A 12,636-nucleotide genomic window follows, 5' to 3' on the forward strand; every position below is an offset into this window, starting at 1 on the left:
CTCATCGCCGCCGGGGAGCGGACCTCAGCGCCGCTCCTCCAGCTGCTTGCACGTCACGCACAGGGTGGCCGACGGGAAGGCGGCGAGGCGCTCGACGGGAATCGGGTTGCCGCACCGCTCGCACCAGCCGTAACCACCCTCGTCGAGGCGCTCCAGGGCGCGCTCGACCTGCGTGATCCTTTCCAGGATGCTGTTGGCGAGAGAGATCTCCTGCTCCCGCTCGAGCGTCTTGGTGCCGGTGTCGGCCTGGTCGTCCCCGGCCGAGTCGGTCAGCCGATCGCGCTGCAGCTCGGTGATCTCACTCAGCGTCTGATCGTACTCGGCGCGAAGCTCGTCCCGCCGCGCCGCCAACGCCGCCCGGATCTTCTCGGTCTCCGCCGCGCTGCGGGTGGCCTTGGCCACCGGCTTGCGGCCGGCGGTCCTGGTGTCGGCTGGCTTCGCCATGGGTCGCTCCCTCGGCCGCGGAACCGCGTGGACCGCGGCACCTGGTCAGGGGGCGCCGACCAAGGCGTCCCCTATGTACGAAAAGGGGCGCACGGCGACGATGGCCGCGCACTCCGGAGGTTGGCAAGAATACGGAACGTACAGGCGTCCGACAACGTGCCGCACCGTCGCACCGCTTAAGAGCCCCGAGCCCTGCCTAACTGGGGCAAAAGGAACGCTAGCAGATCAAACGTCCGCCTCATCGCCGTACTCACCAAACCACCGGGCCAGCCGACCCCGCCTGCTGACGGCCCGCAACCGGCGCTCGGCGGCGTCGCGTACCCCGCCGGTGGCGACGATCAACAGGCTGTCGCCGGTCTTCAGCCGGGTGTCCGGACCGGGCACGAAGCCCACCCCGTCCCGCAGCACCAGGGTGACCGAGGCGCCCAGCGGCAGCCGCAACTCGTCGACGTGCACGCCGGCCAATCGCGAGCCCGTCGGCACCTCCAACTGGAGCAGATCGGCCCGCATCCGCTCCAGCGGGGCGGTCTCCACGTGGATCTCGGTGGCCTCGGCCGGCGCGGTGATCCGCAGCCGGCGGGAGAGCGGCCCGAGCGTCCCGGTCTGCACCAGCGTGAAGATCACCACCAGCACGAAGACCGCGTCGAAGAGGCGCTCCGCGCCGGGCACCCGCTCGGAGAGCGGAATGGTGGCCAGCACGATCGGCACCGCCCCGCGCAGCCCCGCCCAGGACAGGAACGCCTGCTCGCGCAGGCCGACCCGGAACGGCAGCGCCGACACGACCACCGACAGCGGCCGGGCCAGCAGCACCAGCGCCAGCCCGGCGACCACCGCCGGCAGCACCGCCGCGTCCAGCCGGCCCGGCGAGGCCAGCAGCCCGAGCAGCACGAACAGACCGATCTGGGCGAGCCAGGCCAGCCCATCGGCGAAGCCGAGGATCGCCTGCCGGTGCGGCAGCCGGGCGTTGCCCAGCAGCACCCCGGCTACGTAGACGGCGAGGAACCCCGAGGCGTGCAGCACCGCTCCCGCGGCGTACGCCAGCACCGTGATCCCCACCGCGGCGATCGGGTACAGCCCGGCCGAGGGCAGCGCCGCCCGGCGCAGCGCCCAGGTGCCGGCGACACCGGCGCCCACCCCCACCGCGGCCCCGACGCCCAGCTCGTAGGTGACCAGGGCGGCCTCGTACCACCACGGGTGCGACAAGCCCCGGTGGGACAGGAGCACCACCAGCAGCACCACCGGGGCGTCGTTCATGCCCGACTCGGCCTCCAGCGTCGCCACCAGCCGGGGCGGCAGGCGCAGCCGGCGCAGGGTCGCGAAGACGGCGGCCGCGTCGGTGGAGGAGAGCACCGCGCCGTAGAGGAGCGCCAGCCGCCAGTCCAGCCCGAGCAGCAGGTGCAGGGCGACGCCGACCAGCACGATGCTGACCACCACGCCCACCGTGGACAGGGCTGCGGACAGCGCGAGGACCGGCCGCAACGTGCTCCACCGGGCGGTCAGGCCACCCTCCGCGATGATCACGATCAGCGCGCAGAAGCCGAGGGTCCGGGTCAGCTCGACGTCGTCGAAGCGGATGCCCAGCCCGGCCTCGCCGATCGCCACGCCCAGCGCCAGGTAGACCAGGAGGCTGGGCACCCCGAGCCGGGTGGAGAGCCGGACCGCGCCGACCGCCACGAGCAGCACCCCCGCGCCGAGCAGCAGCGCGATATCCAGCCCGGGCGTCACGGTTGCCTGGCCCGGGCGTTCCTCACCCCGCGGATCCGTCGCGCAGCCGGCGCAGCACCTCGGGCAGCTCCGGGCCGGGACGGTCGACGAGGAAGAGCTTGTCCCGGCTGGCCGCGCCGGTACGCAGTGACACCGAAGCCGGCCGGACGCCCAACGCGCCGGCCAACGCCCGGCGGGCGGCCTCGGTGGCCCGACCGTCCACGGCCGGGGCGTGCACCGCGATCACCAGGGCCGGGCCGTGCGGGCCGTCGAACCGGCCCCCGATCCGGTCCCGGGAGGAGCCGGGCTTCACCCGCACCGCCACGGTGAGCGTGTCCTGCGCGGGCACCGGTGCCGCTTCAGATCGGTCGGGCGTCGGCGAGCAGGGCGGTGGCCGGCGCACACTGCGCGCACGGGGTGAAGCCGAGCTCGACGGCCTCGGCGACTGGGAGCGTCTCCGACGCCCGGCCGACGAGGTGCGGGCAACTGGCGAGGTGGTAGCGGGGGCGACCGTCCACCACCTGGACGGGGTCGGGCAGCCGGGCCACCCGGGCCGCCTCGGCGGGGGTGACCGGCTGCGCGGCCGGCTCCTCGTCCCTCATGCCATCGGCCGTTGGCGCATCGACGCCGGACGCCTCGTCGGCCGGCGCCGGGAAGGGCGACGCCTGACTGGCGGACGAGGCGTTGGAAGCGTGGTCGGCGGTCGCGAACGGTGGCCCCTGGTCGGCCGGCGGCTCGGGTGGTTGCCGCCACCCGGTGCCGCCGGTACCGACCGTCGTGGGCATGTGCTGGATTGGCACTTCCGGCTCGACCAGCGGCGGCCCGTACGCGACTCCCGGTCCGGCCTGGTTGGCCGTGCGGGGTGCTCCGGGGCTCCGCCGGCCGGTCCGGCCGGGCTCCGCCGTGACGCGGTTGGCGGCTGCCTGGCGGGCGCCCACCACCAACGCCACGGCGGCCAGCAGACTGGCCGCGATGGAGATGATCAACATAATGCTGGAACCACCGGCCAGGCCGAGCACCAGTAGCACCACCGCGACGAGGATGAGCAGGAGACTCGCGACTATCACGGCTCACCCCCGCCGCGTCGTACCGTCCAGGCGGGGCCGGCGACCGTCACCATCTGCGGACAGCGATCGCCGGCCGGTGCTCAGCGTCCGGCTTCGAGGGCGCCGGAGCGCCCGGCGCCGTACGAACCGGCGAGACCCGCGGCGGCCAGCCCGTTGCCGCCGGCGACCCGGCCTGCCTCGGAGCGGGTCATCTCGGCTTCGAGGCCCTGGCCGCGACCGTCGAGGTCACGCAGCTGGCTCTCCAGGTACGCCTTGAGCCGGGTGCGGTACTCGCGCTCGAACTGCTTGAGCTCCTCGATGTGCTTCTGCAGCGCCGTGCGCTTGGCGTCCAGGCCGCCCATGGCCTCCTGGTGCCGCTGGCGGGCGTCCCGCTCCAGGGCGTCGGCCTTCGCGCGAGCCTCGCGGGTCACCTCCTCGGCCTTGCCGCGGGCCTCGGACAGGAGCTGGTCGGCCTCGCGACGCGCGTCGGACACGTGGTCGTCGGCGGTGCGCTGGGCCATCATCAGCACCCGCAGGGCCTGCTGCTCACCGTCACCGGTGACCGCACCCGGGCCGCCGGTCGCGCGGACCTGCTCCAGCTCGGACTGCATGGCGCGGGCGGCCTGCTCGGCCGCTGCCTTGTCGCGCTGCACCCGGTCCAGCTGTGCCTTGACGTCGTTGAGCTCCGCCGCGAGTCGGGCGTCGCCGCCGGGGCCGGCGGGGGCACCGCCACGGCCGCCGCGCTCCACCTGGGCGCGCAGCTCGTTGTTCTCCTCGATGAGACGGGCGAGCTCGCGCTCAACCTCGTCCAGGAAAGCGTCGACCTCCTCCTCGTCATACCCCCGCTTGCCGATCGGCGGCTTTTTGAAGGCGACGTTGTGTACGTCGGCCGGGGTCAGCGGCATCGAAACTCCTCGGGTCAGTTGCGGCCGCGAAAGCGCGTCGGTCATCAGGCAGATGCCCTGATCGACGGCCCTAACACGAACTCCATCAGCACGAACAGGATAACCAGGAGCACAAGGGAGGCCAGGTCGATGCTCACGGTACCAATTCGCAGCGGAGGGATCACACGCCTCAACGCGTTGAGAGGGGGATCAGTGACGCTCCACACGGATTCCAGTCCCGCCGATGCTCTGCGCCCCGGCTGCCACCGGCGGCCGTACTGCAGGACGGCGCTCAGAACAAACCGGGACAGAAGAAGGAGCAGGAAGACATAAAGGATCAGGTACAACACTTGCAGCAAGATCGACAACACGGTCAGCGACGTCCCTCGGGTCGGGCGATCAACTCAGACTGAAAAAGCCGCCCTCAGCGATCTTGGCCTTGTCCTCCGCGGTGACCTGGACATTGGCCGGTGAGAGCAGGAACACCCGATTGGTCACGCGCTCGATCGTACCGCGCAGCCCGAACGCCAGACCGGCGGCGAAGTCAACCAGACGGCGGGCATCGGCCTCATCCATCTCGGTGAGGTTGATGATCACCGGAACCCCGTCGCGGAAGTGCTCACCGATGGTGCGCGCCTCCCGGTACGTGGTCGGGTGCAGCGTGGTGATCTGGTAACGCTGCTCCTCCTCGGGCGCCCGCTCCCGTGCCGTGACCTGCGGCGCGAGGGCAAGGTTGTCCCGGGTGTGGTACGTCAGCGCGCCGGAGGTCTCGCCAGCCGAGGACCTGGTGATCGACCGGACGCTGGACCGCTCGACCCGCTCCGGACGCTCGCCGTCGCCCCGGTCGGAGTCACCGACCCGCCCGTTCGAGCGCTCGGAGAGCCGACTCCGCTCGCCGGCCCGCGGCCGGGGAGCCGGCGGCTCCTCGGTGTCCTCGTCGTCCTCGTCGGCGAACTCCTCGGCGTACCGGCTCTGCCGGTAACGCGAGTCGCGGTAGCCACCCTTGTCGTAGCCACCGTCGTCGTAGGCCCGCTCATCGTCCTCTTCGACCAGACCGAGCCAGACCCCCGCCTTGCGCAGTGCACCCATCCCGCGCCCTTCCGTCCGCCGTGCGGCACGCGCCCCCGTGCCATGTCGCCCGTCGCGAGTGGACAACTATGCCCATCGGACCGGAACGGCAATCCCCCTGGCGCGCGATTCGCGTCGCGCGCCACGACCCCCGACTGGGAGACGCCGTTCCTGAAACAACACTGATGTAATTTGCTTCTCTCGCGGTCAGGCTACCGCAGCGTGGGGCGCATTCCGAGCAACGCGCTACCGACGCGGACATGTGTCGCGCCGTATTGGATCGCGATTTCCAGGTCGCCGCTCATTCCGGCGGACAACGCGACCGCTCCCGGATGGACCAAGCGAAACGCCTCGGCCACCTCGGCCAGCCGGGCGAAGGCCCGCTCCGGCGCCCAACCCAGTGGCGCCACCGCCATCAGGCCGGCCAACCGCATCGTCGGCGAGTCGGCGACCGCCTCGGCCACCGGCTCCAACCCGACGCCCGGGTCGGCCGAGCCCGGCAACGCGCCGCCCCGGGCCGGGTCGCCGTCGATGCTCACCTGGATCAGGGCGGCCAGCGGTCGCTCCCGCCCGGCCGCCGCGGTGGCCAGCGCCCGGGCCAGCCGGACACTGTCGACGGAGTGCACCACGTCGGCGTACCGGACCACCGAGCGGGCCTTGTTGCGCTGCAACTGGCCGATGAAGTGCCAGCGCGGGCTCACCCCGGCCGCGGCGACCTCGGCGGCCTTGCCGGCCGCCTCCTGGTCGCGGTTCTCTCCCACGTCGGTCACCCCGAGCCCGGCCAGCGCCAGCACGTCGCTGGCCGGGTAGGTCTTGGTGACCGCGATCATCGTGACGTCGGCACGATCCCGGCCGGCGCTGGCGCAGGCGTCGGCGATGCGGGCCCGGACCTGCGCCAGGCCGGCCGCGAGTTCGGCGCGCCGGTCCGGTCGTACCGTGGCTGAGCTGTCGGTCATCGGCGGTGCTCAGGACCCGTTCTTGAGGAAGTCGGGCACGTCCACGTCGTCGAAGAGCACCCGGCGCGGCGACTGGGTCGGCGCCGGCATGGTGGCAGGTGCCGGGACCGGGGCGCTCTGCGCCGCCGGCTGGTTGGTGTTGGTCTTGCGGGCCGGCTCGGCCGCCTTGTACGCCGGCGCTCCCCCGTCGAAGCCCGCCGCGATGACCGTCACCCGCACCTCGTCACCGAGCGCGTCGTCGATCACGGCGCCGAAGATGATGTTGGCGTCCGGGTGGGCCGCGTCGGTGACCAGCTGGGCCGCGTCGTTGATCTCGAACAGGCCCAGGTCGGAGCCGCCGGCGATGGAGAGCAGCACGCCGCGGGCGCCGTCCATGCTCTGCTCGAGCAGCGGGCTGGAGATGGCCGCCTCGGCCGCCTCGACCGCGCGGTTCTCGCCGCGGGCGCTGCCGATGCCCATCAACGCGCTGCCGGCACCGCTCATCACGCTCTTGACGTCGGCGAAGTCCAGGTTGATCAGACCCGGGGTGGTGATCAGGTCGGTGATGCCCTGCACACCGGAAAGCAGCACCTGGTCGGCGGTGCGGAACGCGTCCATCATGCTGATGCCGCGGTCGCCCAGCGCCAGCAGGCGGTCGTTGGGGATGACGATCAGGGTGTCGCACTGGTTGCGGAGTTCGTCTATTCCGGACTCGGCCTGCACCTGACGGCGCTTACCCTCGAAGGAGAACGGCCGGGTCACCACACCGATGGTCAGCGCGCCGAGCTTGCGGGCGATGTTCGCCACCACGGGCGCGCCACCGGTGCCGGTGCCGCCGCCCTCACCGCAGGTCACGAAGACCATGTCGGCGCCCTTGAGCACCTCCTCGATCTCGTCCCGGTGGTCCTCGGCGGCGTTCTTGCCGACGTCCGGGTTGGCGCCGGCGCCCAGCCCCCGGGTCAGCTCCCGGCCGACGTCCAGCTTGACGTCCGCGTCACTCATCAGCAGCGCCTGGGCATCCGTGTTGATCGCGATGAACTCGACGCCCTTGAGCCCAACCTCGATCATCCGGTTGACGGCGTTGACGCCGCCGCCCCCGATGCCGACGACCTTGATGACCGCCAGGTAGTTGTGCGGAGGTGTCATCTCCGGTCCTTTCCTTCGAGATTGGCTTCGGCCGACCGGGTACGGCGTGGCCAGACCAGCGGCCGACGACAGCTGTCACCAGCGAGGATCAGAGCTGAACCATCACCCTCTACTAGAGGCTTACAGTTATGTCAACCACTGATCCTCTTCGGGGCAACGTAAGCGCCGCCGCGCGATGAGCCAAGGACCCGACCGGCGTGTCGCCGCCCGGAGCGCAACGAGTCACCTTTCCGCACCTCGCGGCAAGCCCCTCGGTCAGCGGAAGGTCACCACATCCGGTGCGCTCACGTCGATCCGGTCGGTGTCCTCGCCGAGCAGCGCGGTGGCCACCCGGGCCTTGTCCGTGCTCCGGGTCGCGTCGCCCCACACCACCGTCCGGTCACCGCGCAACCGCAGACTGATTCGAGCCAACCCCTCCACGGTCACGTCCACCAGCTCGCCACGCAGCTGCGGGGTCAGCGCGACGAGCACCTCGAGCGCGGCCCGGGTGCCCGGATCGTCGGCGGCCGGTCGAGCCACCTTCACCAACGGCAGCTCGGCGGGGCGTCGGGCGACCGTCCGGAACGCCACCCCGGCCCCGTCGACCAGGGCGAACGCCTCCCCCTGCGGCACCGCCGCCACCGGAGTCCGCTCGGTCACCCGGACCACCAGCGCGCCCGGCCAGTCCCGCGACACCGTGGCCCGCTCCACCGGCGCCAACGCACCGACCCGCCGGGCGGCGGCGGCCAGGTCCACCCGGGCCAGCGGCACCCCGTCCGGCACCCCGACCGCATCGCGCACCTGCACCGGGGTGACCAGGCCGGCACCCTCCACCTTCACCTCGCGGACCCCGAACAGCCCGGTGCCGAGCACCGTCCAGGCGACCAGCCCGGCCAGCGCGAGCACCCCGGCGGCCACCGCCCACGGCAGCGCCGCGCGCATCCGGCGCTGGCGGGCCCGGGCCATGAACCGGCGGGTCGACGGTGGGACCGCGTCACGGCCGGCCCGGACCAGCTGCCAGCGCCGGACCGGACCGCGTCGCGCAGCGCCGCCGTCGGCGGCGCTTGTCCGCCCTCGGGCCGGGCCGGGGCTCATCCGGCCGTGGGCGCCGCGCCGTCCGGTGCGGCGGTGCCACCGAGGGCCGCTCCGTCGCCACCGGCGGTCGCCCCGCCGGGCACCGGACCACCGACCGCGGGGGCGGGGGCGGGGGCGGGGGCCACCGGGTCGACGGTCGCGGTCGGCGCGGAGCCGGCGCGCGCGAGCAGGCCGGCCAGCAGCTCGTCACCCATCAGCGAAATCGGCGGGGCGCCCATGGTCACCACCACGTCGCCCTCGCGGGCCCGGCGGATCACCTCGACCGGCGCCTCCTCCCAGGAGTCGACGAAGACCTTCCGGTCGGCGGGCAGCGCCACCGCCTCGATCAGCGCCGCCGAGCCCTCACCGGGCTGGCGCAGCTCGCCCGGCCCGAAGACCTCCAGCAGCACCACCTCGTCGGCGATGGCCAGCGCCTCGGCGATCTCCGCCTGGGAGTCGCGGGTGCGGTACAGCCGGTACGGCTGGAAGACCACGATCAGCCGCCCCTCCCCGGCCACCTCACGCAGCGTCTGCAACGCCAGCGTCATCGAGGTCGGGTGGTAGGCGTACTCGTCGTAGACCAGCACGCCGTCCGCGACACCCTTGCGCTCGAAGCGCCGCCGCACGCCGGGGAAGACCGCCAGCGCCGCCTCCGCCGCCGGCAGCGGCAGATCCAGCAGGTACGCGGCCAGCACCGCGGAGGCGCTGTTCAGCCCCATGTGCCGCCCCGGCACCGGCAACCGGAACTCGCCCAGCGACCGGCCGTCGATCGCGGCCAGGTAGCGCACCCCGCGCGCGGACGAGACGATCTCGGTCAGTCGCAGGTCGGCGTCGGCCGCCTCGCCGTACGTGTGCACCCGCCGCCCCTCGGCGCGCAGGGTCTCCGCCAGCCGCCGCCCGCCCGGGTCGTCGGCGCAGGTGATGATGAACCCGTCCGGGTCGGTGAGCCGGGCGAACTCGACGAACGCCGCCTCCAGCGTCGCGTAGTCGCCGTAGGTGTTCAGGTGGTCCGCCTCGACGTTGGTGATGATCGAGACGTACGGGCGGTAGATGAGGAACGAGCGGTCGCTCTCGTCGGCCTCGACCACGAAGTGCTCACCGGTGCCGTGGTGGGCGCCCGAGCCGACCTCGGAGATCTCCCCGCCGATCACGAACGACGGGTCCACCCCGGCCTGCTGGAGCACCATGGTCACCATCGAGGTGGTGGTGGTCTTGCCGTGGGTGCCGGCCACCGCGATCGCGCGGCGGCCCGTCATGGCCGCCGCGAGGGCCTCCGAGCGGTGCAGCACCCGCAGACCGCGACGGCGGGCCTCGACCAGCTCCAGGTGGTCCTGCGAGATGGCCGAGGAGTAGACGACGGTGTCCACGCCATCGAGGTTGGTCGCCTCGTGGCTGAGGTAGATGGTGCCGCCGAGCGCCCGCAGCCCCGCCAGCGAGGGCCACTCACGCAGGTCGCTGCCGGACACCCGGATGCCCCGGGTGAGCAGCAGCCGGGCCACGCCGAGCATGCCCACCCCACCCACTCCGATCAGGTGAACCGCGCCCAGGTCCTCGGCGGTCAGCGTGCCGGCCGGGGTGAACTGCGCGGTCATCGGGCCACCGCCTGGATGACGAACGAACGCAGCGCCTCGTCACCGTCGCGCCGCCCGTAGGCGGCCGCCGCGGCGCCCATCGCGTACAGCCGCTGCGGGTCACGGATCAGCGGGATGACGGTGCGCTCCAGCCAGGCCGGGGTCAGCTCCGTGTCGTCGACCAGCAGCCCACCGCCGGCCTCCACCACGGGCAGCGCGTTGCGCTTCTGCTCCTGGTTGCTGTGCGGGTACGGCACGTAGATCGTGGGCAACCCGATCGCGGCCACCTCGGCGCAGGTCATCGCCCCGCCCCGGCCCAGCATCAGGTCGGCGGCGGCGTAGCCCAGCTCCATCTCCGACAGGTACGGCAGCGTCACGTACGGCACCGGCAGGTCGGTGGGGATCGGCACCGGCTCGTTGCGGGCGCCCATCACGTGCAGCACCTGCACGCCGTTGCGGGCCAGTTCCTTGGCCGCCCCGGAGACCGCCAGGTTGATCGAGCGGGCGCCCGACGAACCGCCGGCGACGAAGAGCACCGGCAGGTCGGGGCGGAGCCCGAAGTGCGCGCGGGCGGCGTTGCGCAGCGCGTACCGGTCCAGTGTGGCGATGTTGCGGCGCAGTGGCACGCCGACCACGGTGGCGTCGCGCAGCGCCTCGGCCTGGACCGGTTGGTGCGGGAACCCGACCGCGACGTTCTTGGTGAACTTCATGCCCAGCCGGTTGGCCACACCCGCCGGCACGTTCACCTCGTGGATCACCATGGGCAGCTCCCGGCGCCAGGCGGCGAGGTAGGCCGGCACCGAGACGTACCCGCCGAAGCCGACCACCACGTCGGCGCGCACCTCGTCGATCACCTTGCCCGCGGCGCGCGCCGCGGTCCACATCCGGCCCGGGGTGCGGACCAGGTTCATGTTGACCGACCGGGGCAGCTGGTACGCCGGGATCTGCCGCAGGTCGTAGCCGTGCGGCGGGATCAGCTCGTTCTCCATGCCGCGTGGTGTGCCGAGGCAGGTGATCCGGACGCCCGGGTCGTGTCGGCGCAGGCAGTCGGCGAAGGCGAGCAGCGGGTAGACGTGCCCCCCGGTGCCACCTCCCGCGAGCACCACCGAACGCAGCGGACCCATCAGCGTCTCCTCTCGCTCGCCGTACCCCCGCGGCGCCGGTCCTGCCGGACCCCGCGCGGTGCGGCCTGGTCGTCCTGTCGCCGTTCGCGGGACCGGGGCACGGACCCTCGGCCAGCCGACGGCGTCGCCGGCCGGCGACGCCGGCCGGGAAGCGGCGGCAACGGGGCCCAGAGTAGTCGGACCCACCGGGCCGGCGGACGGGCATGCAGTGCTCTGGCCGCATCGGGTTCGGCGCGCGCGAAGGACGCCAGCATGCCGATCGCCGCCAACGTCACGACCAGGGCACTTCCGCCGTCGGAGATGAACGGCAGCGGCAGGCCGGTGATCGGCAGCAGCCCGACCACCCCACCGATATTGATCACGGCCTGGCTCACCAGCCAGGTGGTCACCGCGGCGGCGGCGAGCCGGCGGAACGGGTCGTCGACCCGCCGGGCGATCCGCAGCCCGGTGTACGCGAGCACCGCGAACAGGCTGAGCACCACCACGCAGCCGATCACGCCCAACTCCTCGGCGATGATCGCGAAGATGAAGTCGTTGTGCGCCTCGGGCAGCCAGTCCCACTTGAGGCTGCTCTTGCCCAGCCCGACGCCGAACCAGCCGCCGTGCTCGATGGCCAGTCGACCCTGGTAGAACTGGAGGCAGCCGTCGAGCTTGCACTTCTCCGGGTCCGGCGGGTTGAAGAACATGGCCAGCCGGGCGAAGCGGTAGTTCTCCTCGCCCTGCTCGCCGGAGCCGGCGCCCAGCGATGCCACCGCGATGAGCAGGCCGACGCCGAGCAGACCGACCACCGTCAGCACGCCGAAGACCCGCATCCGGACGCCGGCGGCCCAGAGCAGACCCACCACCAGGGCCAGCAGACAGAGCATGGTGCCCGTGTCGTTGTAACCGACCAGGACGAAGAGCAGGCCGACCACCGGGAAGAGCGGGGTGGCCAGCTCGCGCCACCAACCCAGCGCGGCACCCTTGCGGGCGACCAGGTACGCACCCCAGAGCACCATCGCGAACTTGGCCAGCTCGGACGGCTGGAGCTGGATCCCGCCGACGAACAGCCAGTTCAGTCGCGCCTCGACCGGACCGAACCCGGCCGACCGCTGACCGGTGAGCCGGGCGTAGGCGACCAGCAGGTTCAGCACCAGCAGCAGTGCGACCGAGGTGATCAGCAATGGCCGACCCAGGGATCGGTAGGTGCTGGCGGGCAACCGTTGGCAGGCCCAAAACACCCCGATGCCGATCACCGCGAAGATGGCCTGCTTGGTCACCGAGGCCGAGGCGTTGCCGTCCTCGGCGTAGTCCTTCACGCTGGTCGCCGAGAAGACCATGGTCAGCCCGATCAGCAGCAGCAGGCCGGCGCTGGACAGCAGCAGGTAGTAGGAGGCCAGCGGCCGGTCCAGCAGGCCGCGCAGCGCCGCGAGCCCATCGGCCGCGTCCAGCCCGCGCAGCGGCGCGGCAGCGACCGGGTCCGGCGCGCGCGGCGGCCCGCCCGGCTCGGCGCCGCGCTTGTCGTCCGGGCCGCGCTTGTCGTCCGGGCCGCGTAGCGCCGCGGTACGCGACGCACCCGGTGACCGCCGCGGCCGGCCGGCTGTCCTGTCCTCGGTGCCTGGTTCCTCCCCCACCGGGACATCATCACCGCTTCGTGCGCCGGGCACGCCCACACCGGCGCC

At 72.8% G+C, this 12,636-nt stretch carries 13 protein-coding genes; all 13 read right to left on the bottom strand.

What is annotated here, in order from left to right; genetic code table 11:
* Positions 1 to 24 precede the first annotated feature (24 nt).
* The 13 genes from ACWD5O_RS07275 to ACWD5O_RS07335 all read right to left on the bottom strand — a co-directional run bounded on the left by ACWD5O_RS07275 (position 25) and on the right by ACWD5O_RS07335 (position 12,405).
* The gene (locus tag ACWD5O_RS07275; protein ID WP_074313014.1) at positions 25 to 444 is read right to left on the bottom strand and encodes a TraR/DksA family transcriptional regulator; all 420 of its coding nucleotides are present in this window, start codon (positions 442 to 444) and stop codon (positions 25 to 27) included.
* A gap of 225 nt (positions 445 to 669) precedes the next feature.
* Entirely contained in the window at positions 670 to 2,169 is a 1,500-nt protein-coding gene (locus ACWD5O_RS07280; protein WP_450084828.1) for a potassium/proton antiporter, read from the bottom strand.
* Between the two features lie 22 nt (positions 2,170 to 2,191).
* Positions 2,192 to 2,497 (bottom strand): DUF167 domain-containing protein, encoded by a 306-nt coding sequence (locus ACWD5O_RS07285; protein WP_450084829.1) that lies wholly within the window; start codon positions 2,495 to 2,497, stop codon positions 2,192 to 2,194.
* Between the two features lie 10 nt (positions 2,498 to 2,507).
* Positions 2,508 to 3,215, bottom strand: a complete 708-nt coding sequence (locus tag ACWD5O_RS07290) for a hypothetical protein (RefSeq protein WP_450084830.1) — start codon at positions 3,213 to 3,215, stop codon at positions 2,508 to 2,510.
* Positions 3,216 to 3,295: 80 nt separating this feature from the next.
* Entirely contained in the window at positions 3,296 to 4,099 is an 804-nt protein-coding gene (locus ACWD5O_RS07295; protein ID WP_450084831.1) for a DivIVA domain-containing protein, read from the bottom strand.
* Between the two features lie 44 nt (positions 4,100 to 4,143).
* The gene (locus ACWD5O_RS07300; RefSeq protein ID WP_354964994.1) at positions 4,144 to 4,449 is read right to left on the bottom strand and encodes a YggT family protein; all 306 of its coding nucleotides are present in this window, start codon (positions 4,447 to 4,449) and stop codon (positions 4,144 to 4,146) included.
* Positions 4,450 to 4,477: 28 nt separating this feature from the next.
* Positions 4,478 to 5,167 (bottom strand): cell division protein SepF, encoded by a 690-nt coding sequence (locus ACWD5O_RS07305; RefSeq protein WP_354964995.1) that lies wholly within the window; start codon positions 5,165 to 5,167, stop codon positions 4,478 to 4,480.
* Positions 5,168 to 5,358: 191 nt separating this feature from the next.
* Entirely contained in the window at positions 5,359 to 6,102 is a 744-nt protein-coding gene (locus tag ACWD5O_RS07310; protein WP_450084832.1) for a YggS family pyridoxal phosphate-dependent enzyme, read from the bottom strand.
* 9 nt (positions 6,103 to 6,111) lie between these two features.
* The gene (ftsZ, locus tag ACWD5O_RS07315; protein WP_089019751.1) at positions 6,112 to 7,227 is read right to left on the bottom strand and encodes a cell division protein FtsZ; all 1,116 of its coding nucleotides are present in this window, start codon (positions 7,225 to 7,227) and stop codon (positions 6,112 to 6,114) included.
* 255 nt (positions 7,228 to 7,482) lie between these two features.
* Positions 7,483 to 8,301, bottom strand: coding sequence for a cell division protein FtsQ/DivIB (locus ACWD5O_RS07320; RefSeq protein WP_354964997.1), 819 nt, complete (start codon positions 8,299 to 8,301; stop codon positions 7,483 to 7,485).
* Positions 8,298 to 9,872, bottom strand: a complete 1,575-nt coding sequence (gene murC / locus ACWD5O_RS07325) for a UDP-N-acetylmuramate--L-alanine ligase (RefSeq protein WP_450084833.1) — start codon at positions 9,870 to 9,872, stop codon at positions 8,298 to 8,300. The genes ACWD5O_RS07320 and murC overlap by 4 nt, the downstream gene beginning before the upstream one ends.
* Positions 9,869 to 10,975 (bottom strand): undecaprenyldiphospho-muramoylpentapeptide beta-N-acetylglucosaminyltransferase, encoded by a 1,107-nt coding sequence (gene murG / locus ACWD5O_RS07330; RefSeq protein WP_354964999.1) that lies wholly within the window; start codon positions 10,973 to 10,975, stop codon positions 9,869 to 9,871. Before murG ends, murC begins: the two co-directional genes overlap by 4 nt.
* On the bottom strand, positions 10,975 to 12,405 hold the full coding sequence (locus tag ACWD5O_RS07335) for an FtsW/RodA/SpoVE family cell cycle protein (protein ID WP_387323993.1): 1,431 nt from the start codon (positions 12,403 to 12,405) through the stop codon (positions 10,975 to 10,977). Before ACWD5O_RS07335 ends, murG begins: the two co-directional genes overlap by 1 nt.
* Positions 12,406 to 12,636 lie beyond the last annotated feature (231 nt).

It is taken from the genome of Micromonospora sp. NPDC005161 (assembly GCF_053599855.1).